We start from the raw sequence: 24,288 nt of genomic DNA on the forward strand, positions 1-24,288 counted from the left end.
CGATGACCCGGTGCAGAACGGGCGCGCGGGCGTGGACCCGACCGACGAGTGGTCGTCCCCGGTCACCCTCACCGTCAACGGCACCACCCACGAGGTGACGCTCGACAACCGCACCACCCTGCTCGACGCGCTGCGGGAGCGGCTGGGGCTGACCGGGTCCAAGAAGGGCTGCGACCACGGCCAGTGCGGTTCGTGCACGGTGCTGCTCGACGGTCGCCGGGCGAAGAGCTGCCTGCTCCTGGCGGTGACCTTGGACGGCCGGGATGTGTCGACCGTGGAGGGGCTGGCCACCGGCGGGGAACTCTCCCCGCTCCAGGCGGCGTTCATCGCGCACGACGCGTTCCAGTGCGGATACTGCACCCCCGGGCAGCTCTGCTCCGCCCGGGCCATGCTCGACGAGGTCGCCGCCGGCTGGCCCAGCGCGGTCACCGCCGACCTGACGGGCCCGGTGGAGCTGACCGACGCCGAGATCCGGGAGCGGATGAGCGGCAACCTGTGCCGCTGCGCGGCATACCCCCACATCGTCGCCGCGGTCCGCGAAGCGGCGTCGGGATGAGACCGTTCCGCTACCACCGTCCGGCCGACGTCGCGGAGGCGGTCGCCCTGATCGACGCGGCCCCGGACGGAGCCTACCTCGCCGGCGGGACCAACCTGGTGGACCTGATGAAGCTCGGCGTGCAGCGGCCGGACCTGCTGGTGGACGTCAACCGGCTGGCGCTGGACACGGTGGACCCGCTGCCGGACGGCGGACTGCGGATCGGCGCCACCGTCCGCAACAGCGACCTCGCCGCCCACCCCCTGGTCCGGCAGCACCAGCCGATGCTCAGCCGCGCACTGCTCGCCGGGGCCTCGGGACAGCTGCGCAACATGGCCACCACGGCGGGGAACCTGCTGCAACGCACCCGCTGTGTCTACTTCCAGGACACCGGCCGGGCGTGCAACAAGCGGGAGCCGGGCACCGGGTGCGCCGCCCTGCACGGGCAGAACCGGGACCTGGCGATCCTCGACTGGTCCGAGGCGTGCGTGGCCACCCATCCGTCCGACCTGGCGGTCGCCATGGTCGCGCTGGACGCGGTGGTCGAGGCGTACGAGCCGGACGGGCCCCACGAGGTCCCGGTCACCGAACTGCACCGGTCACCCGGGGACCATCCCGAGCGGGAGACCACGCTCGCCCGGGGCGCGCTGATCACCGGCGTGCGGGTTCCACCGCTGCCGTTCGCGACGCGGTCGACGTATGTGAAGGTCCGGGACCGGGCGTCGTTCGCGTTCGCGGTCGGTTCGGTGGCCGCGGCACTGGACCTGGAGGGGGACATCGTCCGCGACGTCCGGCTGGCGTACGGGGCGGTGGCGCACCGGCCCTGGCGGGCGTACCGGGCGGAGGAGGCGCTGCGCGGCCGGCCGTTCACCGCCGAGCTGGCCGCGCGGGCCGCGGACGCCGAACTGGCCGCGGCCCGACCGCTGCACCACAACGCGTTCAAGGTCCCGCTGATCCGCAACATCACGGTCCGCGCCCTCACCGACCTGGCCGGCCCGGTGAACCGATGAACGCCACCGCAACGGGCGCGGTGGGGCGCGAGCACCCGCGGCTGGAGGGCCGGGACAAGGTGACCGGCGCTGCCCGCTACGCGGTCGAGTACCCGGCCGAGGCGGTGACCTACGGGTGGGTCGTACCCGCCGCCGCGACCCGCGGCCGGATCAGCCGGATCGACCCCGCCCCCGCGCTGGCCGTCCCGGGGGTGCTCGACGTGCTGCACCACGGCAACGCCCCCCGGCTCGCCCCCGACGTGGACCCGGAGCTGTTCCTGCTGCAGGACCCGACCGTGCACTACCGCGGCCAGTTCGTCGCGGTGGTGGTCGCGGAGAGCCTCGAGGCGGCGCGGGAGGGAGCCCGGCTGGTCCGAATCGACTACGACACCGTCGCGCACAGCACGGTGCTCTTCGAGCACCACCCCGGGCTGTACCGGCCGGACAAGGTCAATCCGAGCTACCCGACGGACACCGCGAGCGGTGACTTCGACGCCGGGTACTCGGCCGCCGAGGTCCAGGTGGATGTCACCTACCGCACCCCGGCCTACCACAACAACCCGATGGAGCCCCACGCCACCACAGCTCGGTGGCGGGACGGCCTGCTGCTGGTCCAGGACTCCACCCAGGGTTCGTCGCCGGTGCAGGCGACCCTCGCCCAGCTCTTCGGGCTGCCCGGGGAGGCGGTCCGGGTGGTGGCCGAGCACGTCGGCGGCGCTTTCGGCAGCAAGGGGAACCCGAAGGCCGCCGTGGTGCTCGCCGCGCTGGCGGCCCGCCAGGTGGACCGGCCGGTCCGGCTCGCCCTGACCCGGCAGCAGCTGTTCGGCCCGATCGGCTACCGCACACCCACCATCCAGCGGGTCCGGCTCGGCGCGGACGCCGAGGGCCGGATCGCCGCGATCTGCCACGACGCGATCAGCCAGACCTCGACGCTGACCGAGTTCGCCGAGCAGACCGCCGTCTACACCCGCAGCATGTACGCGGCGCCGCACCGACGCACCACCCACCGGCTGGTCCGGCTGGACGTGCCCACGCCGTTCTGGATGCGGGCGCCGGGCGAGTGCCCCGGCGCGTACGCGCTGGAGTCCGCGATGGACGAGCTGGCGATCGCCTGCGGCGTCGACCCGGTGGAGTTGCGCATCCGTAACGACCCGGCGGTCGACCCCGACGGCGGGCAGCCGTTCAGCAGCCGGAACCTGGTTGCCTGCCTGCGGGACGGGGCCCGCCGATTCGACTGGGCCGGACGTGACCCGACGCCGCGGGCCCGACGCGACGGGCGGTGGCTGATCGGCACCGGAATGGCCGGCGCCAGCTACCCGGCACGGAGCCGGGCCGCCGCCGCCGCGGTCACCGCCGCGCCGGACGGCAGCTTCGAGGTCCGGATCAACGCCACCGACATCGGCACCGGCGCCCGTACCGCGCTCTGGCAGGTGGCCGCCGACGCGCTGGCGGTGCCGCCGGAACGGGTCCGGATCCGGATCGGCGACAGCGATCTGCCACCGGCCGGCGTCGCCGGCGGCTCGATGGGCACCGCCTCGTGGAGCTGGGCGGTGATCCGGGCCTGCGAGACCCTGCGCGAGCGGCTCCGCGACACTCCCGGCGGGACGCTGCCGCCGGACGGGCTGACCGCCGAGGTGAGCACCGCCGACGAGGTACGGGCGCAGCACCCACTGCCCCGCTACGCGTACGGCGCGCACTTCGCGGAGGTCCGGGTCGACACGGACACCGGCGAGGTGCGAGTGGGGCGCCTGCTCGGGGTCTTCGCCGCCGGGCGGATCGTCAACCCGACCACCGCCCGCAGCCAGCTGATCGGCGGCATGACGATGGGACTGTCGATGGCGCTGCACGAGGAGGGCGTGCACGACGAGCGGTACGGCGACTGGGTGAACCACGACCTGGCGACCTATCACGTCACCGGCTGCGCGGACGTCGAGCGGATCGAGGCGTACTGGGTGGCCGAGGAGGACACCGATCTGAACCCGGCCGGGGTCAAGGGAATCGGCGAGATCGGGATCGTCGGTAGCGCCGCCGCCATCGCCAACGCCGTGCACCACGCCACGGGCGTCCGGGTACGCGACCTGCCGATCCGGCTGGAGAAGCTGCTCGGCCGGTGAGTCAGCCCGGACACCCGCTGCCGACGCCAACCAGCGGCATCAGCCGCCGTGGGTGAGGCGCGTCCGGTCGGCCCGCAGGCATGGATCAGCACAAGACACGCGGTCACGCGAGCTCGGCGAGGGCGTCGCGGGTCCCCGTATCAGGCTTGCGTTCACGAGGCGCTGACATGGGCGTCGCGGAGTTCCTCGTACGCCTGCATGATCGCCAGAGTCTGGTGTACCAGCTCGTCGGGCGTGCCGGGCCGGTCGTTGGTCGTCGAGGTGCCGGCGTTGGCCGGCGTCTGCTGCGGCTGCCGGGTGGCTTCGCGAGCCCGCTGTTCGCGGACGAACTCGTCGCCGGCGTTCGCGACCGCCGCCAGCCTGGTTCGCAGGTGGTCGATCTGGGTCCCGATGTCCTTCAGTTGCGCGGTGGCCCGATCCCGTTCGGCGGCGAGGTCGGCGGCGGCGGCGTCCGGCGACAGCTGGGTGCCGTCCTGACTCTTGAGGTCGTGGACCACCTGGCGGGTGTTCTGTTGCGACGCCACCAGGCGCGCCCCCTCCCAGAGGGCGCGCACCAGCGTCTCGTCGGCCTCGGCCCTCGGGACCACCTGCTGCAGGGCCCCGGCGTTGTCGTCGATCCGCCGCCCGAGGCGCTCCAGCTCGTTGAACTCCGCCCTGCTCTGCGGGGTCCGAAGGGTGACGTGCTCGTCGGGGAAGTCTGCGAGCCGCTGCAGGGTCACGCCACCCGAGGTGGAACGACCGAGCAGGACGAAGAGGAGAAGCACGAGCGCCAGGAGCCAGACTGTGACCGACCGACTGGCACCGCCGAAACAGGAGACGACCGTCGCGGCGATGGCGAGCAGCAGGAACGCGGCCATGACGTACTCCGGTCCGCTCCTGGGTTTCGTCCCGAGCGGTATGACGGTTCGGGACGGGCCCCCCGGCTTGGGATCCTTACCCTCCACGCTGCCGGGCACGATCATCGGTCGCAGCGCGACGACGGTTTGCTCCTCCAGCCGCCCAATCCACAGCGCGAGCGGCTGTTTCGTCCGGGACAAGGCTCTCCCCCTCAGGTTCATGTCGAGCCGGCGTGAAGACCACGCTCCACACCGGTGGTTGCTTCGCGTCGGGCGGTGCCATTGGGGCGGCCGGTCATCCGGTACGCGAACTGGTCGAGCGGCGAGCGCACGCGGCCGGACCGGGCGGCGCCGCGGTGTCGCGCGAGGCGCCGCCGCCCACCCCTCAGGCTTCGCCCAGCATGTGCCGGACCGACAGCAGCGCCGGGCCCTCCAGCACCCCCGTGACCCGCCCGTCCTTGTCCCACCTCTCCAGGGACCACCGCTCCTTGTCGCGGCGCACCGTCACCTGGACGTGCTTCCCGGCGCTGTGCCAGGCCGCCCCGCGCAGCGACACGCCGAACTTCCCCCGCTCCAGCAGCCCGACCTTCCGCAGGTGCGCGCACGCCGGGCAGCGGCCGTCCGGCGCGGCCACGCAGCTGCCACACAGGCGTCCGCCGCACAGGGCGCAGGGCCGTACGGCGTCGGGACACGCCGCGCAGGTGGCGGTCAGACACGTGCTGCACAGCTCCAGCCACTTGACGAGGTGGCGCCGGCGACACGCGGACGCCTCGTGCAACGGCTCGCCGGTCACCGCGTCGGGCAGGTGTCCCATGGTCTGTCCGGCTGGGACGACGTACCCGACGTCCACCAGGTCGCCGCTTGGCAACCGCCACTGCTCCTGCACGCCGAGGCCGACGGTGACGTCGACCTCGGTGAACCCGTGGGCCGCCGCCCTGGACCGCAGGTGATTCCGCAGTGGTTCGGGCAGTTCGGCGGTCGGTGCGGGGGCGGCCGGCCGGGCGTGGGGGATGATCGCGGCCACCGCTTCACTCGGCGACAGCGCCGTCCGGCGCGGCTGCCCGAACGGCTGTCGGCCCACCACCGGCGACGTACGACGGGACATCAGCTGCGCGCGCAGGATCATGGGGCCACGCAGCTGACTGACCGGCGTGTGCGCGACGACCGTGAGCAGCGCCTGCTCGCCCAGCAGGTCGGCGCCGAGCGCCGACCGCCACAGGTCCTGCCCGGTGTCGTCCGCGCTGAGCCCGCGCCAGACCGGCGGGTGGCCGTCCTGACAGATCCCCAGCAGCGCGTGTCTCCCCACCGCGGCGATGACGGCCGCGAAGCCATCCATGGTCGCCGCGGAGACGATCTGCGGCTGGGGAGACCAGCCGGCGACCGCCCAGGCCGGGGCCGCGTCGGGCACCTGCCATTCCGCCCGCTCCTCGAACACCTGGCGGCCGACCGCGCGACGGCGCACCAACCCGTCGGCCGTCAGGCCCAGTGCCGTCTCGGTGGGTTGCCAACGGCCGCTGGCCACGGTGCGCGCCCGCGTCGAGGTACGAGGGGCGGCCAGGCGTCGCACTGCCTGCCGTCGGGCCGGCGGCGCGGGCACCGGCACCGGCACGTCCGTCCCGGAGCGCAACGACGTGCCCAGGGTGGCGAGGAGCTCTGCGCCGGGGGTGCCCGCGCTCACCGCCCCCGCCAGGGCCGAGGTGTTGCCCGCGCGCCGGACCCCGTCGGTCTCCACCGACCACTGGAAGGTCCGGCCACGGTCGACGTCCAGCATCAGCCAGTCGTAGTGGGCGGGCACCGGCTCGGCGGCGGCGGCACGCAGGGCCACATCACCGTGCCCGGCCAGGCGCGCCGCACCGAGACGGACCCGGAGCACGTCCTCGTCGTCCTCGGTGACGGTCTCCCAGCGTTGCAGCCCGGCCGGCGTGACGACGGCAACCTCCGCACGCGTCGCGCCGTGCAGCACCGCCACCGTGCCCCCGTCGTCCACGCCGACGAGCACCGCGAGCCCCTCCGAGCACAGCTCGGCGGGCAGGCCACGGGCCTGCTCGTCGGTGGCCGGGGCCAGCTGCTGGCAGGTCAGGCACACCTTCTCCGGGCTGCAGGACCGGCAGACGTCACGGCCGCAGAGTTGGCAGGCGTGGACCGGAAGGTGCCGGGCGCAGTCGCCACACGACCGGTCACCGCAGCGGGCGCACCGGGTGGCGGTCACCGTGGCCGGGTCGGTACGCCGGCAGGCGCCGCACGCCGGTCGGGCACAGGACCGGCAGTCGCCGAAGGCGCCGTCGTCCCCGCAGCACGGACCGTACGCCCGGGCGCAGACCGGACAGCCGGCGACCTGCTCGTGGTCGACCAGGTGCCCGTGGCTGTCGACGTACACCTCACCGTCGAGGACGCGTCCGTCGTCGAGCGTCGCCGTGACGGTCCCACCAGAGGCGACCAGGGTGCGCCCGGCGAGCAGACCGGTGTCGAGCGGCGCCGCCGGGGCGAGCAGGTAGCGGCGTTCGGCGCTGCCGTGCGGCGACCGCCACCGTTCGTCGATGGTGACGCACTCGGCGGCGGCGACGCCGACCTCGGATCCGGTCAGCCCGCGGAGCACCGCCCGCAGGGCGCCGTCGTCCGTGCGCCGGGCGGCCCCGAACTCGCCGGCAGGCACGTCGTCGGCAAGGAACCCCGTCTCCGGGTCGCCCGTCTCCGCTGCGACCAGCGTCCGGATCGCGCCGACCGCGCGTTCCACGGTCACCTCCGGCGCGGCGGAGCTGTAGCCCCGCTCGGCCGCCGGCGGCGCGCTCCAGGGATGCCGCACGACGACCCGGTCCGGGGACAGGCCGGCCGCCGCCACCGTCCGGGCCAGGTGCTCTTCCGCCCGCGCCGTCGCGCCGGGCACTCCCGGTACGAACAGTGTGGTGCTGCGCGTGCCGTCGGTGAGCAGACAGAGGTACGAGCGGTGCAGCGCATCCACCTCCACGCTGACCGGTCCCACCACGGTCCCGGCGACCGGCCGGCAGTACGGCGCCACCTCGTGGCGGCTCTCCCGCAGGGGCTGGCTGTCCTCGTCGGCCAGCCGGGGCTCCCGGTCCCCGTCCTGCCACAGCTCGCGGTAGGCGAACTGTCCCTCGACCAGGTCGACCCGGCGCACCACGGCGAACGGCATCGCCGCGACCGAGGGCGCCGGCGGGGCCGGCTGGCGGCGGCGCAGATCGGTCAGGAGCGCGGCCAGGCCTGCCTCCTCCTCGCCGTCGACCGCCGGGGAGGTGAGTTTCGGCAGCAGATCGGTCAGTCCGGAATCGACGGCCGCGCCGGCACCGGACCGCCAGGTCCACCACGCCGACGGCGCAACGTCCGCCCATACGCTGCCGGCCGCGAGGTCGGCCGGCGCCACCCTGGGCGCTGCCGCCACCAGGCCCGCTCCGGCGGGCAGTCGCAACCGGTGGGCCAGCCCGCGCAGCCGCGCCCGGCTCGGGTCACGTACGTCGGCAGTGGGCACCACCGTCCGTCGCGCCCCGTCGGGATCGACGATTACCGCATGCCGTTCCCCGACGAGCAGGTGGGTGGTGCCGCCCAGGCGCCAGCCGATCTCCCACTCGCTGTCCAGCTCAGGAGCGCGTTCCGGCCGGGCGCAGCTGCCGCAGAGCGCACCGCCGGCGCGGCAGGTCCGGCAGGCGACCCGCCCGCAGCCGCGACACGCCCGCACCACCCGGTCGGGACCGCAGGCACCACACCAGTCGGCCTCACAGGTCTGGCAGGCCGACAGTGCCGACGGGTTGACCACGTGTCCCCCGCCGCACAGGCTCAGCGCGGTCAGCGGCCCGCCGGTGGCCTCGCACGTCAGGCCGTGCCGGGCGAGGCTGCCCGTCCACGGGTAGCGCAGCTCGCGGATGACGCCGCCGGTGTGTTCCCAGCGTTCGACCACGACCAACTGGTCGGAGCCGTGCATCTCGAGGGTGAGCAGCTCGGCCCGCAGCTCGGTGTCGGTGATCTGGGGCAGGGGTCGGCGGGCCGCCTCGATGGCGCGGGTGAGTTGGCGCTCCCGCTCGTGCATGTCGGCGTAGGACTCGGAGTCACGCCGCTTGCGCCAGGCCTTCTGCGCCGAGGCTAGCTGCTTCTCGAGGTTGGCGACGAGGGTCTCCTGCGCCTCCCGCTGCCGCCGCTGCTCGGCCTCCCTGGCCTCGCGGAGGTTGTGACGCAGTTGCCCGGCCGCCTGCCGGTCGACCACGTCGAGAACCGCCTTCTCCGGCAGGGCCGCCGGCATGGCCGCCCCGTCGGCCAGCGGCACCCGGTTCCGGTCGGTGACGACGGCCGGGCCGACGGCGACGGTCACCAGCTGCTGGTTGCCGCTGGTGGCACCCTCCTGCACCCGGTAGGTGGCGCGGGCGGCCCACTCGTCCGCGGGCTCGACGTGCCGTTTCACCAGCTGCACGTCCGGGCTGTGGGCGAAGGCCGGCTTCTGGTGCACGTCCGGGATGGCAGCCACCGTGCCCGCGAGGTCACCCCGCTCGCGGAGCACCTCCAGCAACTCGTCGAACAGCTCAGAGCCGACGACGCACAGCTGCGCCTCCGGATGATGGTCGAGGGCGGCGTTGGTGAAGGCGAGGATCAGCTCCCGACGGCCCCCCAGCGCGGCGGCGAGGTCGTCCGGGAGGCTGGCGACGGTGAGCCCCTCGGACGGCTGGGTCAGCGTCGCACCGGCCAGCGTCAGGAAGCGACCGATGAACCGTTCGAGGTCCTTCTGCCGACGGCGGGGACGTCCGGAAGCCTGCGGCAACAGCTCCCGCGCCTCCGGTTGCGCGGCGCGCTTGCGGCGCTCCTCCTGCCGTTGGGCCAGCCAGTCGCTGAGGCCCGCGTCGGCGCTCATCATGGTCATGGCTCGGCTGCGCGCCTGTTCCAGTTGGCTGCCCAGCTCGTCGAGCCGGCTCTGCATCGTGACGTCGCTCTTGGCGTAGAGAGCCTCCAGCACCCGGCTCTCCATGCTGGAGTCCTGGGTGCCCTCCAGCTCGCCGAGGACCGTGACCACCTGACCGAACAGCAGCTCGAACATGGCGAGTTTGTCGTGCAGCAGCCGGTAGACCGCCTCGTCGAGGGTGTCGCGGGCGAACAGGTTCGCGATGTGCACGTCCCGGGTCTGGGTGAGCCGGTGCACCCGGCCGATCCGCTGCTCGACCCGCATCGGGTTCCACGGCAGGTCGTAGTTGAGCACACAGTTGCTGACCTGGAGGTTCTGGCCCTCCGCACCGGCGTCCGTCGAGACGAGCACCTGCGCGCTGCCGGAACGGAAGTCGGCGACCGACGCGCTGCGGGCGGTGTGCGTCATGCCGCCGTGGAACGGCGCGGCGGTGATGCCGTCGGCGTCGAGCAGCCGAAGGATTCCGGTCAGCGTGTCGGTGTGCTGGGTGAACACGAGCACCCGTCCGTGCTCGTCGAGCCAACGTCTGACGACCTTGAGGGCGGTCTGTTCGCGGGAGGTGTGCCGAATGTCGCCGGCGAGGTGACCGATCTCGGTCAGGACCCGCCGCAACTGCCCGTCCGACTCTCGCTCGGCCATCCGCAGGGCGCTACGGGACACCGCCTGCGGCGAGGCGGTCAGCCGCAGGGCGAGTTGCCGCCGACGCATCGTGTCCGCCGGCCCGGTCATCCGGTGGCGCAGCGTGTGCAGCAGCATGTCGTACAGCTGGCGCTCCGGCGGGGTGAGCACGACACCGTGGTCCTGTGGGGGCATGCGGTGCACCCGATCGACCCCGGCCTGCTGACGGGTGGTCCGCACCACCACACTGCTGATCAGCTTGCGCAGCTCGACCGCGTTGACGGGCCGGCGCGGGTCATTCCGGTCGACGAAACGGCGGGAGAAGTCGTACTCGGAGTCGAACGTGCCCGGGCGCAGCAGCTCCACCAGTCGATAGAGCTCGAGCAGGTTGTTCTGTACCGGGGTGGCCGACAGGAACAGCGCGCGGGGCGCCTTGGCGATCAGGTCCCCCACCGTCTCCCGGGTACGCTTCGCGCCGGCGCCGGAGAGGCGGTGGGCCTCGTCGACGATGACCAGGTCGAAGCGCTTGCGGAACCGCTCCGCGTTACGCAGCACCAGTTGCAGGGTCATGATGACCCGGTCCTGGTCGAACGCCTTGGCGTTCAGTCCGCTGGCAACCACGGTGAAGTCCTCGTCGAACTTGTCGCGCAGCTCGTCGCGCCACTGGTCGCGCAGCGGCGCCGGGCAGATGATCAGGACCCGCTGGGCGAGCCCGCGCAGCATCAGCTCCTTGAGCACCAGGCCCGCCTCGACGGTCTTACCGAGGCCGACCTCGTCGGCGAGGATGCCGCGCCCGCCCATCCGGGTCAGCACGGTGCGGGCCGCGGCCTCCTGGTGGGGCATGTGCTCGATGTGCGCGGCGTCGATGGCCAGCAGCTCGTCGAACTGGTCCAGGGTCGCCAGCCGCTCCCCCTCCAGCCGCATCTCCACCGCCTCGGCCGGGTCCCAGCCGCGGTCCTTGAGGGCGCCGGAGACATGTGTGCGAGCGCTCTTGAGGAAGCCGATCTCGCCCTGCCAGGCGTACTCCTCGCGCTTGCGCAGGCGGTAACGCCCGCCGGTGCTGGCCCGACGCGGTGCCCGGGCGGTGGACCGTGCCGCGGCCGCTCCGACGGCGGCGGCGGCGGCAGCGGAGGTGAGAGTCACCGCGCCGGGCAGCCGCGCGGCGGACGACAACCGGGCTCCCGGTGCGGAGACCACGAGCCGCAGGGCGTCGCCGCCACGGCGCTCCAGCCGCAGCAACCCGCCCACCCGGGCCGTGTCCTGGAGGTACTCGGTCAGCGCCTCACCGTGCAGTCGGCGTCGTCCGGCGACCCACGCGACCGGCAGGGACTCGTCGTCGACCACGACCGTCAGGTCGGCGGAGTGGCTGGGCAGTCCCAGCCGGGTGTGTTCCACCGGCCCGAGGCTGATCTCCCCGTGCTCCAGCAGTTCGGCGGTGATGACCCGCTCGACGCTGACCGACTCAGCCACGACGGCCCCCCAACCTTTCGCGCCCGGCGTCGGTGATCGCCAGACTCGTGTAACTCCTGCTGTCCCTGCTGACCTCGTCGCGGACGAGCAGCCCGTCGGCGATCAGTCGGGCGGCCGCCTCGTCCCAACGCCGGTCGGCGGCGCGCACGTGGCGCAGCGCCCCGAACTGGGGGCAACGGCGCAGTCCCGCGCCGATCGGATGCCCACCGGCCAGCACCTCCGCCCCCAGCACGGCGGCCTTCAGGCCGACCGCGCCGTAGCGGCCCATGCGTAGCGTCGATGCCCAGGCCACCGCCTGCAGGACCGTCAGCTCCACGTTGACCAGCTGCTCCGGGTCCGGCACCGCCGAGGCGGGAAGATCATGCCACATCGACCGTCCGCCGCAGCCGTCGCAGGCGATCAGGTCGACGCCGCAGGTGTAGGCGGGAAAACCGAAGTAGCGGACGACGGCGGCGCGTCGGCATCCGGCGTCGCCGACGTAGGAGATGACCGCGTCCAACTGCTCGCGCTGCCAGACGTTCCACCGGTGGATCTCCCGGCTCAGCACCGCCGTGTCGACCTGGCGGGCCAACAGCCGCAGCCGTCGGTAGCGCTGCGACGAGGAGAAGGTGATGAGCCGTTCCAGCGACCAGGCGACCAGGTCGCGCTCCAGCTCGTCGGGGTCGATGCCGTGTTCCTGTTCGAGCCGGTCGAAGTCGATGCGGCTGCCGACCTGCGGCCGCATCCGCAGCAGCACCGACATGTGTCGGAACCGGCGCCGCTGCTGCTGGTCCTCCGGTTCCCGCACCCCGACGTGGACGGTGCCGCGCGCCGAGCAGTCCGGCAGCTGTTCCACCGCTTTGGCGCGTTCCAGCCAGCCCAGCAGCACGTTGAGTTCGTCGGCGTCCACGCCGGCCGCGGCGGCCAGTTCCTCCGGGTCGAAGACCACGTCCCCGCCGCGGCGGCGCTGCTCGCCCAGCAGCGCCAGCACCCGTCGGGTCTGCGCGAGTCGGTCACCGACGGCGGTGTCGGCAACCTGCGCCCGTCGGCGGGCGATGTCACCCCCGCTGTACAGCAGGAGGCACTCACCGCGAAGGTCCGGTGCGCGGGCCGCCCGGCCGGCCTCCTGCACGTAGGCGTCCAGCGAAGCGGGCAGGTCGTAGTGCACCACCCAGCCGACGTCCGGCTTGTTGACCCCCATGCCGAAGGCCTTGGTGGCGACGATGATCTGGGTGGTGCCGGCGAGGAAATCGTCCTGGACCGCTTCGCGCTGCTCCGGCACCATGCCCGCGTGGTAGTGCCGGGCCGCGATGCCGGCTCGTCGCAGCAGTGCCGCGATCTCCTCGGTGACGGCGCGCCGCGACGCGTAGACGATCCCTGGGGCGGACCCCATGGCGGTGGCGACGCGCAGCAGCTCGCGTGCCCGTTCGCGTTCACCGGCCACCTTCGTCACCTGGAAACGGAGGTTCGGCCGGTCGGAGGGTCGGCTGACCACCACCGGGTCACGCAGCTCAAGGGTGGCGATCAGGTCCTGCACCACCGGCGGGGTGGCGGTGGCCGTCAGGGCCATCCGCGGGGCCCGGTCGAGGTGGGCCACCGCCCGGGACACCTGGCGGAACTCCGGTCGGAAGTCGTGTCCCCAGTCGCTGACGCAGTGCGCCTCGTCGACGACGAGGCCGGCCAGGTCTTGTCGTTCCAGCGCCACCCGCAGGACGGGATCGCGCACCAGGCGCTCCGGCGACACGTACAACAGGCGCACCTTCCCCGCGGCGAGATCCCGGAGGATCTCGTTGCGGACGGTGGCCGGTGTACTGCCGGTAATGCCCTGCACGCCACGCAGCCCGCGACGACCGCGAAGATCGTCCAACTGGTCCTTGATCAGGGCTACCAGCGGGCTGACGACCACTGTCGCCCGGTTCTGCGGGCGCAGCAGGGCCGGCAGTTGGAAACAGAGCGACTTTCCGGTGCCGGTGGGCAGGATGCCGACCGTGTCGATACCGGCGAGGTTCGCCAGCATCAGCCGCAGTTGAGGCTCGCGCAGCTCCTCCACCCCGAACAGCAGGCGGGCCCCCTCACGCAGTTTCGGCTCCGGGTCTTCCCCGGGCACCAGGCGCAGACGCTCCACGATCGCGTCCACCTCGCTGCCCGCCAGGGCCAACGAGGCTGTCAGGTCCGGTTCCTCGCCGGTGACGAAGCGCAGGGCGAAGCGCCACGCGTCGTCCCGGTCGTCGGCGTGGTACATCGCAGGGCCGGGCAGCGTCGACAACAACAGCCGGTTGGCGCTGCTCGGTGACTGCATGCGCCGATCACAGATCAGCGCGACACCCCGGTCGCTCTCGGTGCGGATCAGCCGACCGAAGCCCTGCGCCAACAACACGGCCGTCTTGGGCACCACGTAGTCGAGGAACGGATCGCCACCGCGATCGGCGATGGCCCGCGCTCTGGCACTCACCACCGCGTCGTCCGGGTGCGGATAAGGCGGCTTCTCGATGACCAGGTAGCTCAAGGTGTCACCCGGCGCGTCGAAGCCCTGCCAGTAGGAGCGCAGGCCGTACACGACGCTGCCCGGATCGGCCCGGAACAGGTCGGAGATCTCGGCCCGTCCGGCCTCGCCCTGGACGAGCAGCCGCACGCCCCGCTCGGCCAGGGCGTCGCCCTGCTGCCGCACCAGGTCGGCAACGGCCCGCATGCGCCGGCGGGCCGCGAACAGCGTCATCGACCGGCCGCCGGTCAGGGAGAGCAGTCCGACCTGGTCGCGGGCGAGTTCCTCGACGAACTCGCGCTCCTGGCTGGGCACCGGGACCGGCAGGTGGTTGGTGAGCACCACGGCTGACTGCGTCGCGTAGCGGAAGGGGCTGGGCAGCTGACGACCGTCGAACACTCCGGGCTCACCGCTGCCCCGCTCGATGCGGATGCCCAGCCGGGCGGAGACGTAGTCGAAGGTGTCGCCCGTGGAAAGGGTGGCGCTGGTCAGGGTGACGCTGCGGGCGGGACGTACGACGGCGTCGGCGAAGGCCGGGCCGACGTCGATGGGGATGCACTCGAAAGTCCAGTCCGTGGGCGTCTCGTCGGTCTCCGACGCCGGTCCCGGGTCCGGCGTCGGGTCGGCGGACAGCCGGTAGACCCACAGATGTTCATCCGGCAGGTCTCGCAGCCGACCCAGCACATCTGCCGCGTCCCGGACCGCGTGGGCCAGCCCGGCGACCCGGGTGACCAATCCCTTCAGCAACAGGTGAGCGTGTCCGCCGGCCTCGGGCAGACACGCTCGGGCCGCCGTCTCCACCTCGGTCAGTACGGCGTCCAACTCCCGCAGGCGGCGGCCGATCTGGCGGACCTCCTCGACCAGCTGCCGGTACTCGGGGCGCGTGTGCACCACACCGCTGCGTGGCACCGCCGAGCGGGCTGCGCCCGCGTACTCGTGGAGGTACCGCAGTACCGCGCTGGTCAGGGTGTCGCAGTCAGCACGTAGCTGCCGGGCGAGGGCCGGCAGGTGACGTCCCACCCCCAGGTCCTTGCCGGAGGCAACGAGTCGGCGCAACTGACGGTCCAGTCCATGTCGTCCGTCCAGCCGCGCCGCCATGGCGAGCAGTTCGCGGCGGCCCACGACCTCCGTCCAGGCGGCCGTCAGCGAGTCCTCCAACTCATGGGCCTCGTCGAACACCAGGTCACCGGCGCCGTCGGCGAGCACATCCCCCGGGCTACGTTGCCCCTGCTGGGCGAGCTTGGCCCAGGTCGCGATCAGGGCGTGGTTGACCGCCAGAACGCCGGGCCGCTCCCGGATGTCGGCGAGCCGCTGGTACAGCGGGCACGTCGCCACCCAGGCGCACTGCTGCCGCTCGCAGGACCTCGCGTCGGTCCGGAGGGTGTCCCGGGTGGTTCGGTAGGAGGCTCGATCCCGGACCAGATCGGCGTCGGAGATGTCGTCCCACACCCCGGTCTCGCTGACGGCGAGCCCGCGGATCGCCACCGCCAGCGCAAGCCACTGATCCGGGTCCGTGGACTCGTCGGAACTGTCGAGGGCGGCGGCGACCTCCCGTGGGCAGATGTAGTTGGAGACCCCGAAGAGTTGGCGCAGCGGAGCGGAGAACAGCCCTTCGCTACGCAGGCGGGTGACGTCCCGCCGGAGCTGCTGCTGCAGGACCTTCGTGGCGGTGGCGACGAGCACCGGCCGGCCTCCGCCCGTGGCACGGCCCGCCGCCGGGGTGAGGTAGGCCAGGGACTTGCCGGTGCCGGTGGGCGCCTCGACCGCGAGCAGGCCGCCGCTGTCGAGAACCTCGCCGACCGCCCTGGCCATCTCCTGCTGCGACGGCCGGGCCGCGTAACCGCGTTCGGTGAGGCGGTCGAACACGTGACGTACCGCCTCGCCCGCGGACCGGTGTCCCTCGCCGACCGGCTCGAGGAGCGGATCCGGGGCACACCTCAACCCGTCCCGGACGCGCTGCGGCATGGCAGCATGCGGAAGCAGGCGCACCACGTCCGAGCCGGCGGCGGCCAGGCAGGCCCGGGTGAGCTGCCAGGACGCATCGGCCACATCCAGCTGGTCGGTGATGACACGCAGGCACTGGGCTGCCGCCAGAGCGTCTCCTCCGAGGTCGTCGCTTTCCCGGGCGACGCCCAGCGCCGCGCACAGTTCGCCGAGCCGGTCAGCCGGCCGCGTCGGCTCCTGCAGCAGCGCGAGCAGTCGCAGGTCGACCCGCGCGGACGGAAGGGCGGCGACGACCGGCAGCTGCCACCGGTCGACGTCGTGGCCCACCGCGCACGCCGCCCCAGCGGTGAACTCCCGCAACAGCGCGGCCTGGTCGACACCTGACGGGAACAGCCGGCACTGACCGTCGCTGAGCCGGACCACGGCGATGTTGCCGGCGGCCGTCGATGAGGCCTGGCCGTCGCCCACGGCCACGACGACACAGTCGGCGAGCGAAACGGGTGTCGCCGGCTCGGCCCGTCGCCACGCCGGAACTGACGCCGGACGCGGCTCGACCGGTCGGGTCTCCGCCACCGGGGCCGACTGGCGGGGCACGCCGATGCGGCCCTGTTCGTCGAGGACGAAGGCGTCCGGGAAACGCTCCGGTAGCTTCGCCAGCCTGGCGGCGGCGACCACGATGCCACCGTCGCGCAGAATCCTGGCGACTTCCTCCGGCGGCAGCGGACCCCGCTGCAGCAACAGATCACTCGCCGCCGTGAGATTCGGCGGCAACACCCGCGACACCATGTACCTGACCCCCCGTACCACGCCGACACCTCGGCGGCAGTGGGTCGAAGCGTCGGTCGGGTACGCCTCGGCGGGCCTCACCGTCCTCTGTTTCGGCCCCTGTCCGAAGCACCGCTCGCTGCCGATTCCTTACCCCAAGGGCCCGAATGAGGGGACCCCGGAGCCGCGAGCAGCACCAACCTAGTCATGCCGTCAGTGGGCCGGAACCCCCCGGACGGATCTTGTTCGTCGCCGCAGCGCTGTCGCGGAAAGGCCGAAGTGGTGACCGTCCCCGGGGGTGCGAGTCCGACTGCGTCCCCGCTGGTCACGCGGTGTTCGCGAGTTCAAACTCCGCCGTTGTCACGACTTCGGGGTGGGAAACTCACCGCCGATCGATGACTCATCGCACTTCGCACGCCTCTCGGCCGTCCGCAGGATGGACCTCAACCGATCAGGCGGCGGAGGCAGGCGACATGGACGAACGGTACGACTCGTACTGCGCGGTCGATCCGCTCTTCTACGACTCGTTGGCCAGCGCGAGCACCGTGGTCGCCGGCTACGCGACGGACCGCCCGGTGCCGGACGGCTGGGAGTGCGAGGTCAAGGACGACTGGCTGATCCACGGCCCGGTCGACGGCTCGCTCCCCCAGCAGGGTTGGAAGATCCACGTGTCGGCCCGGCTGGACAACGCCGAACGGGTGCTGACCCGGGTGATGGACTACTGCCAGCCGCGCGGCATCCCGTTCAAGCACCTGCGCGGGCCGCGGATGCTGCTCATGCGCAACAGCAAGTACGCCCGCCGTGCCGGCAGCGGCAAGTTCATCACGGTCTACCCGCGCGACGACGCCGAGCTGGAGCTGACCGCCAAGGAGCTCGCGGCGCTGCTCGACGGCGAGCAGGGGCCGTACATCCTCAGCGACCTGCGCTACGGTGACGGGCCGGTCTACCTGCGCTACGGCGGCTTCGCCGCCCGGTACTGCCTCTCCCCGGAAGGGCAGGTGGTGCCGGCCATCGAGGACGCGAGCGGCACCCTGGTGCCGGACCGCCGTGACCCGGTCTTCCACGTGCCGGAGTGGGTCACCCTGCCCGACTTCCTCGCCCCGCACCTGGCCGCGCGCAACGCGGCGAGCACCACCGAGCTGCCGTACCGGATCGAGAAGGTGATCCACTTCTCCAACGGCGGCGGCCTGTACGAGGCCCGGGACACCCGTACCGGGGAGCGGGTCGTGTTGAAGGAGGCCCGGCCGTACGCGGGACTGGACGCCACCGGCGCGGACGCGGTGACCCGGCTCCGGCGGGAGGCCGAGGTGCTGCGGCAGCTCGCGGACGTGCCGCACCTGGTGCGGGTGCACGACGAGTTCAGCTTCGGCGGGCACGAGTTCCTGGCCCTGGCGTTCGTCGAGGGCCGCCCGCTCAACCAACTGGTGGTGGAGCGCTACCCGCTGGTCCACCTCGACGCCGACCGGGCTGCCTACACCCGCTGGGCGTTGGACGTGCACCGGCAGGTGACCGAGGCGGTGGACGCCATCCACGCCCACGGGATCGTCTACGGCGACCTGCACATGTTCAACATCATGGTCGGCGACGACGGGACCGCCACGCTGGTCGATTTCGAGGTCGCCGCACCCGCCGACGCGGCGGGCCGGCCGGCGCTGCGCAACCAGGCCTTCGCCGCCCCGCGCGACCGCACCGGCTTCGCCGTCGACCGGTACGCCCTGGCCTGCCTGCGAGTGGCACTCTTCCTGCCGCTGACGGCGATGCTGCGGCTCGCCCCGGAGAAGGCGGCGCACCTGGCCGACGTGGTGGCCGAGAACTTCCCCGTGCCCCGCGAGCTGCTCGACGAGACCGTCGCCGTGATCGTCGGCGGCCGGGCCGAGGCGCCGGACGGCCACGCCGGGGCGCTGGAGGAACGGGCCGCGGTGCCGGACGAACAAGCCGCGGTGCCGGCGGGCACCAGCGGCGCCGTCCGGGTCGACCCGGACGACTGGCCGGGACTGCGCGACCGCCTCGCCGCCGCGATCGCCGCCAGCGCCACCCCGCACCGCGACGACCGGCTCTTCCCCGGCGACATCCGGCAGTTCTCGGGCAGCGACGGCGGGCTGAACCTCGCCCACGGCGCGGCCGGGGTGCTGTGGGCGTTGCACGCCAGCGGTGCGCCCACCGAAGCGGAGCACGAGCGGTGGCTGATCGACCGGGTACGCGAACCCGCCTCCGGCAGTCGGCTCGGCTTCTACGACGGGCTGCACGGCATCGCGTACGTCCTGGACCGGCTCGGGCACCGCGACGAGGCGCTGCGGCTGCTGGACCTCTGCCTGGAACAGCCGTGGACGGACCTTGGCAACGACCTGATGGGCGGCCTCTCGGGCGTCGCACTGAACCTGACCCACTTCGCCGGGCTCACCGGAGAGCGGCGGTACGCCGACGCCGCGCGGCAGGCGGTCGACCTGGTCATCGAGCGGCTCGGCGACGTCGACTCGGTCGCCGAGATCAGCGGCGGCCGACACCCGTACGCGGGGCTGACCCGGGGCGGGGCCGGGGTGGCGCTGATGCTGCTGCGCCGGTACGAGCTCGACCACGACCCGGTGCTGCTCGATCACGCCGCCACCGCGCTGCGGCAGGACCTGCGCCGGTGCGTGCAGCGCGACGCCGGCCACCTGGAGGTCAACGAGGGCTGGCGGACCATGCCGTACCTCGCCGAGGGCAGTGTCGGCATCGGGCTGGTGCTCGACCAGTACCTGCGCCACCGCCCGGACCAGCAGTTCGAGACCGCGGCGGCGGCGATCGGGCGCTGCGCCGACTTCCCGTTCTACGCCCAGTCCGGCCTCTTCGCCGGCCGGGCGGGGATCGTCACCTACCTGGCCGGACGGGGTGAGTACGACGCGGCACGGCAGCAGGCCCGGTTGCTGAGCTGGCACGCCCTGCCGTACCGGGGGCTGACCGCCTTCCCCGGTGACCAGTTGCTGCGGCTCTCCATGGACCTGGCCACCGGCACCGCCGGCGTGCTCACCGCCCTCGCGGCGACCCGCCCGGCGGAGGCGACCCGGCTGCCGTTCCTGACGCCGCTGCCGGAGGCGAGGCCACCGTCGGCGGCGGGGCCGCGGCAGGACCTGAGGCCCCTGCCGACCGCGACGCCGGCGGGATCGGCCGACTGACCGGCCCACGAAGCTCCCCGGGTCACCCCGGGGCCGACCGACCCGACTCATGTGGAAGGAGGTGCAACGACATGGCTCTGCTCGACCTCCAGGGGATGGAGCTGCCGGCCGCCGAGCGTACCGGTGGCGGCAGCCGCGCCAGCCTGCTGCTCTGCGGCGACAGCTCGCTGAGCGTCACGACCTGCAACTGAGGTGGCGGTCGTCGACCCGACGACCACCCGACCAGCCCGAATCCGCACCACGACAGAAAGAGGTACCGACATGGCTCTGCTCGACCTCCAGGGAATGGAACTGCCGGCCGCCGAGCGCACCGGTGGCGGCAGCCGCGCCAGCCTGCTGCTCTGCGGCGACAGCTCGCTGAGCGTCACGACCTGTAACTGACGATCAGTTCGCCTGGCCCCGGGCCGGTTCACACCGGTCCGGGGCCGCGCGTGAAAGAGGTGTGATGACCCCGGCCGACCGCCTCCTCCTGCGTGCCGTCGGGTCCGCCGGCTGGTGGACCCCGGTGCTGGCCGTGGTCGCCGTGGTCGGCGTGGCGGCCGAGCTGGCGCTGCCCGCGATCCTGGGCCGCGCCGTCGACGCCGCCGTCGGTACGGCGCCGGGCGCCTCGTCCGGCCACCTTCTCGCCGCGGTGGTCGGGCTGATCGCCGTACTGGTGGCCACCGACGCGGTATGGGACTACGGCACGGGCGCGGCCACCGCCCGTTCGGTGGCCGGGCTGCGGCACACGCTGGCCCGACACATCTTCGCCCTCGACCCACGGGTCGCGGCCCGCCGTCCGGTGGGTGACCTGGTGGGCCGGCTGGTGGGCCAGGTGGCCGACGCCGGGCAGGCCGCCCCGACCGTCATGCTCGCCGGCACGGTGCTGCTGCCGCCGCTGGGCAGCCTGGTGGCGCTCACCCTGATCGACCCGTGGCTCGGCCTGACCTTCGTGGTGGGGCTGCTGCTGCTCGGCGTGCTGCTGCGCGGCTTCGTCGCCGACGCCTCGGCCGCCGTCGCCGGCTACCAGCAGGCCCAGGGCGAACTCGCCGGCCGGATGGTGGAGGCGCTCGCCGGGGCGCGGACCATCGCCGCCGCCGGCACCGCCGACCGGGAGGTCGCGCGGGTGCTGACGCCGGTCGCGGCGCTGCGCGCGCACGGCGCGCGGACCTGGACCGTGCTGGCCGGCGCGGCGACCCGCGGGGCGGTGATCAACCCGTTGCTGCAACTGGCCGTCGTCGCCGTCGGCGGGCTGTCGCTGGCCGCCGGGCGGATGACCCCCGGCGAGCTGCTGGCCGCCCTCCAGTACGCAGCACTCGGCGCCGGCCTGGGCACCGTGGTCAGCACCCTGAACAAGGCGGTCCGGGTCCGGGCCGGCTGCCGGCGCGCGGCGGACGTGCTCGGTGAACCGGTCCGCCGGTACGGCACCCGGTCGCTGCCCCCCGGACCGGGCGAGCTGGAGCTGCGGGAGGTGACCGTGCGGGGCGACGGGGGGCGTCTGCTGCTCGACCGGGTCGACCTGCGGGTCCCCGGCGGGACGCTGCTCGTCGTCGTCGGGTCGTCCGGGGCGGGCAAGTCGCTGCTCGCCGCCGTCGCCGGTCGACTGCGGGACCCGGACTCCGGCGAGGTGCGCCTGGACGGCGTGCCGCTGCCCGAGCTGGCCCCGGCGGCGCTGCACGCGGCGGTGGGCTATGGGTTCGAGCGGCCGGTGCTGGTCGGTGACACGGTCGGCGAGGCGGTCGGGGGCGGCGCCGACCCGGTGCCGGTGAGCAGGGCGGCGGCCATCCACGACTTCGTCGAGCGACTGCCCGGGCGCTACCGCACGCCGCTGGCCGAGGTCGCCATGTCGGGCGGGGAACGGCAGCGGCTCGGGCTGGCCCGCGCGCTGCGCGCCGGACGGTTGCTGGTCCTCGACGACGCCACCTCCAGCCTGGACACCGTCACCGAGTACCGGGTGACCCGGACGCTGACCGGGCCGGGCGACCGGCGTACCCGGATCGTGGTCAGCCACCGGGTCGGCATGGCGGCACGGGCGGACCTGGTGGCCTGGATGGACGGTGGGCGTCTCCGCGCGGTCGGCCCGCACCGGGTGCTGTGGGACGACCCCGACTACCGGGCGGTGTTCCGGGCGTGAGCGCGGTCGGCGAGGTGACCCGGGCCGCGCTGCGGGCGCGCCGCGCCGAGCTGTGCCGGTTGGCGGGCTGGTCGGTGGCCGAGGCGTTGCCGGCGGGGCTGGCCGGGCTGCTCACCGCGCGGGCCGTCGACGACGGCTTCCTGGCCGGCCACCCGGCCACCGGGCTGCTCTGGTTGGGCCTGCTCGCGGCCGCCGTGCTCGTCGGCGCGGTGGGCACCAACCGGGCGTACGCGCTGCTGGGAGACGTGGTGGAGCCGTTCCGCGACGACCTGCTGCGCCGGGTGGTGGTCGGCGCGCTGGCCGGCGCGACGGGGGGTCGCGGCGACGACGCGGCGGTGGCCCGGCTGACCCATCAGGTGGAGATGGTGCGGGACACCTACGCCGGCCTGTTGATGGTGGTGCGCGGCTTCCTGTTCGCCGCCGGTGCCGCCGTCGTCGGCCTGTTCTCCCTGGCCGCGCCGGTCGCGTTGCTGGTGACGGTACCGGTGCTGGCCGGCCTGGCGCTGTTCGCGGCGGCCCTGCCGGCGATGATCGCCCGGCAGCGGCAGTACGTGCTGGCCGACGAGCGGCTGGGCCGGGTCGCGGTCACCGCCGTGGCCGGCCACCGCGACGTCACGGTCAGCGGCGCGCGGGACCGGACCACCCGGTGGGTCGGGGGGTACGTCGACGAGCAGGCGCGGGTGGAGCGACGGTTGGCCACCATGGCCGCCACCCGGGGATTGACGCTGGCCGTGGGCGGGTGGGTGCCGGTGCCGGTGGTGCTCCTGGCCACCCCGTGGCTGGTCCGGCAGGGTCTCGGGCCGGGCGCGGTGCTCGGCGCCCTGGTCTACGTCGTGCGTGGCGTGCAACCCGCCCTGCACACCCTGGTCCAGGGCGTGGCCGCCGGCGGGCTGCGCTTCGCCGTCACCCTCGACCGGCTGCTGCGCGCGGACGTCCCGGTGTGCACCCCGGCGCCGGCCACCGCCCGGGTCCCGCGACAGACCGGGCCGGCGCTGTCCCTGCGCGGGGTGACCTTCCGGTACGGCCCGCACGCCGACCCGGTGCTCGACGGACTCGACCTCGACGTGCCGGCCGGCGACCACCTGGTGATCGTGGGCGCGAGCGGAATCGGCAAGTCCACCCTGGCCGGGTTGATGGCCGGGGTGCTGTCGCCGCAGGCCGGCACGGTGCGCGTCGATGGGGTGCCGGTGGCCGGCGCCACGGCGGCGGAGTTGGCCGGCCGGCGCGTCCTGATCCCGCAGGAGGCGTACGTCTTCACCGGCACCGTGCGGGAGAACCTGACGTACCTCCGGCCCGACGTGCCGGATCCGGCGATCACCCGGGCGGCGACCCGGCTGGGGCTGACCGGGTTGGTGGACCGGCTCGGCGGCTACGACGCGACGCTGCGCCCGGCGGACCTCTCCGCCGGGGAACGTCAGCAGCTGGCCCTGCTGCGGGCCTGGCTCTCCCCCGCGCCCCTGATGATCCTCGACGAGGCGACCTGCCACCTGGACCCGGCGACCGAGGCGCGGCTGGAGGAGGCCTTCGCCGACCGGACCGGCACGCTGGTGGTCATCGCGCACCGGGTCAGCTCGGCGCTGCGCGCCCGCCGGGTGCTGCTGCTCGACGGGCGGGCCGCGCTGCTCGACAGCCACCGGGGCCTGCTGGACCGCTCAGCCGCGTACCGGGAACTGGTCGGCTACGGGGAGGCGGACCTGCTCAGATCCAGCCCGACTCCCGGGCGATCCGCACCGCTTCCAGCCGGGTACGCGCGCCGGTCTTCGCCATGATCCGGGACAGGTGGTTGCGGACCGTCCCGGCGGACAGGACCAGGCGCTCCGCGATGTCCCGCACCGGATGGCCCTCGGCCGCCACGTCGAGCACCTCCCGCTCGCGCGGGGTCAGCGGGCTGTCGGCGACCTCCAGCGCCGCGACCACCAGGTCGGGGTCGAGCACGACCTGACCGTCGGCGAGCTGCCGGACACCCTCGACGATCCGCCCGGGGGCCACGTCGTGGCTGAGGAAGCCGATCCGTCGACCGTGTTCGGCGAGCACGGGACCGAGCCGGGCGGCACGGCGCTGCTGGACCAGGACCAGCAGCCGCCCGGGCGGGCCGCCGTCCGGACAGCCGGCGGGCCCGGCGGACGCCAGGTCGCAGAGCTGGTTCGCCGTGACCAGGTCACCGTCCACGACGGCGACGTCGGGACGCTCCGCGCGCAGGGCGGACCGGAGCTCGTCCGGCGTGTCCGCCTCGCCGACGACATCGATGTCGTCCTCGGCGTCGAGCAGCTGGGCGAGCGCGCCACGGACCAGTGCGCCCTTCAGCGCGAGCAGGGTGCGGACCATGCAGACTCCCCGTCATCAACCCCCGTTGTTGACGTGCCGTGCGCGAACGATGACGCACGGTCAGGA

12 protein-coding genes are annotated in these 24,288 nt (G+C 73.7%); 8 read left to right on the forward strand and 4 right to left on the reverse strand.

Annotated elements, in window-relative coordinates; all coding sequences use genetic code 11:
• The first annotated feature begins 10 nt into the window (after positions 1-10).
• Genes ACTWM8_RS16685 through ACTWM8_RS16695 form a run of 3 tightly spaced genes read left to right on the forward strand, consistent with a single transcriptional unit; the run spans position 11 to position 3,638 of the window.
• Positions 11-556, forward strand: coding sequence for a 2Fe-2S iron-sulfur cluster-binding protein (locus ACTWM8_RS16685; protein ID WP_446209834.1), 546 nt, complete (start codon positions 11-13; stop codon positions 554-556).
• Complete coding sequence (locus tag ACTWM8_RS16690; protein WP_446209835.1) at positions 553-1,545, forward strand: FAD binding domain-containing protein; 993 nt, start codon at positions 553-555, stop codon at positions 1,543-1,545. Before ACTWM8_RS16685 ends, ACTWM8_RS16690 begins: the two co-directional genes overlap by 4 nt.
• Entirely contained in the window at positions 1,542-3,638 is a 2,097-nt protein-coding gene (locus tag ACTWM8_RS16695) for a xanthine dehydrogenase family protein molybdopterin-binding subunit (RefSeq protein ID WP_446209836.1), read from the forward strand. Before ACTWM8_RS16690 ends, ACTWM8_RS16695 begins: the two co-directional genes overlap by 4 nt.
• 152 nt (positions 3,639-3,790) lie before the next feature.
• On the opposite strand, the gene ACTWM8_RS16700 is transcribed toward ACTWM8_RS16695, so the two are convergent.
• The 3 genes from ACTWM8_RS16700 to ACTWM8_RS16710 all read right to left on the reverse strand — a co-directional run bounded on the left by ACTWM8_RS16700 (position 3,791) and on the right by ACTWM8_RS16710 (position 16,641).
• Positions 3,791-4,495, reverse strand: a complete 705-nt coding sequence (locus ACTWM8_RS16700; protein WP_446209837.1) for a hypothetical protein — start codon at positions 4,493-4,495, stop codon at positions 3,791-3,793.
• Between the two features lie 364 nt (positions 4,496-4,859).
• Positions 4,860-11,462 (reverse strand): SNF2-related protein, encoded by a 6,603-nt coding sequence (locus ACTWM8_RS16705; RefSeq protein ID WP_446209838.1) that lies wholly within the window; start codon positions 11,460-11,462, stop codon positions 4,860-4,862.
• Positions 11,455-16,641: a RecQ family ATP-dependent DNA helicase gene (locus tag ACTWM8_RS16710; protein ID WP_446209839.1), complete on the reverse strand. Its 5,187-nt coding sequence runs from the start codon at positions 16,639-16,641 to the stop codon at positions 11,455-11,457. The genes ACTWM8_RS16705 and ACTWM8_RS16710 overlap by 8 nt, the downstream gene beginning before the upstream one ends.
• Before the next feature lie 464 nt (positions 16,642-17,105).
• On the opposite strand from ACTWM8_RS16710, the gene lanKC reads away from it, so the two are divergent.
• The 5 genes from lanKC (at position 17,106) to ACTWM8_RS16735 (ending at position 23,666) form a co-directional block, all read left to right on the forward strand.
• Positions 17,106-19,784 carry a class III lanthionine synthetase LanKC gene (gene lanKC, locus ACTWM8_RS16715; protein ID WP_446209840.1) on the forward strand — a complete coding sequence of 893 codons (2,679 nt, stop codon included), beginning with the start codon at positions 17,106-17,108 and terminating at the stop codon, positions 19,782-19,784.
• Positions 19,785-19,855: 71 nt separating this feature from the next.
• Positions 19,856-19,975 (forward strand): SapB/AmfS family lanthipeptide, encoded by a 120-nt coding sequence (locus tag ACTWM8_RS16720; protein WP_088647629.1) that lies wholly within the window; start codon positions 19,856-19,858, stop codon positions 19,973-19,975.
• Between the two features lie 70 nt (positions 19,976-20,045).
• Positions 20,046-20,165, forward strand: a complete 120-nt coding sequence (locus tag ACTWM8_RS16725) for a SapB/AmfS family lanthipeptide (protein WP_088647629.1) — start codon at positions 20,046-20,048, stop codon at positions 20,163-20,165.
• Between the two features lie 64 nt (positions 20,166-20,229).
• Positions 20,230-21,897: an ABC transporter ATP-binding protein gene (locus tag ACTWM8_RS16730; RefSeq protein WP_446209841.1), complete on the forward strand. Its 1,668-nt coding sequence runs from the start codon at positions 20,230-20,232 to the stop codon at positions 21,895-21,897.
• The gene (locus tag ACTWM8_RS16735; RefSeq protein WP_446209842.1) at positions 21,894-23,666 is read left to right on the forward strand and encodes an ATP-binding cassette domain-containing protein; all 1,773 of its coding nucleotides are present in this window, start codon (positions 21,894-21,896) and stop codon (positions 23,664-23,666) included. The genes ACTWM8_RS16730 and ACTWM8_RS16735 overlap by 4 nt, the downstream gene beginning before the upstream one ends.
• On the opposite strand, the gene ACTWM8_RS16740 is transcribed toward ACTWM8_RS16735, so the two are convergent.
• Positions 23,596-24,222 carry a response regulator transcription factor gene (locus ACTWM8_RS16740; RefSeq protein WP_446209843.1) on the reverse strand — a complete coding sequence of 209 codons (627 nt, stop codon included), beginning with the start codon at positions 24,220-24,222 and terminating at the stop codon, positions 23,596-23,598. The two genes, ACTWM8_RS16735 and ACTWM8_RS16740, sit on opposite strands and share 71 nt — an antisense overlap.
• Positions 24,223-24,288: the final 66 nt, after the last annotated feature.

Source organism: Micromonospora sp. IBSANI012 (genome assembly GCF_052814045.1).

Excerpts from the sequence above, each read along its gene's own strand:
- ACTWM8_RS16690 (WP_446209835.1), top strand. The coding sequence starts at position 553 with ATGAGACCGTTCCGCTACCACCGTCCGGCCGACGTCGCGGAGGCGGTC.
- ACTWM8_RS16725 (WP_088647629.1), top strand. The coding sequence starts at position 20,046 with ATGGCTCTGCTCGACCTCCAGGGAATGGAACTGCCGGCCGCCGAGCGC.
- ACTWM8_RS16695 (WP_446209836.1), top strand. The coding sequence starts at position 1,542 with ATGAACGCCACCGCAACGGGCGCGGTGGGGCGCGAGCACCCGCGGCTG.
- lanKC (WP_446209840.1), top strand. The coding sequence starts at position 17,106 with ATGGACGAACGGTACGACTCGTACTGCGCGGTCGATCCGCTCTTCTAC.
- ACTWM8_RS16700 (WP_446209837.1), bottom strand. The coding sequence starts at position 4,495 with ATGGCCGCGTTCCTGCTGCTCGCCATCGCCGCGACGGTCGTCTCCTGT.
- ACTWM8_RS16730 (WP_446209841.1), top strand. The coding sequence starts at position 20,230 with ATGACCCCGGCCGACCGCCTCCTCCTGCGTGCCGTCGGGTCCGCCGGC.
- ACTWM8_RS16740 (WP_446209843.1), bottom strand. The coding sequence starts at position 24,222 with ATGGTCCGCACCCTGCTCGCGCTGAAGGGCGCACTGGTCCGTGGCGCG.
- ACTWM8_RS16720 (WP_088647629.1), top strand. The coding sequence starts at position 19,856 with ATGGCTCTGCTCGACCTCCAGGGGATGGAGCTGCCGGCCGCCGAGCGT.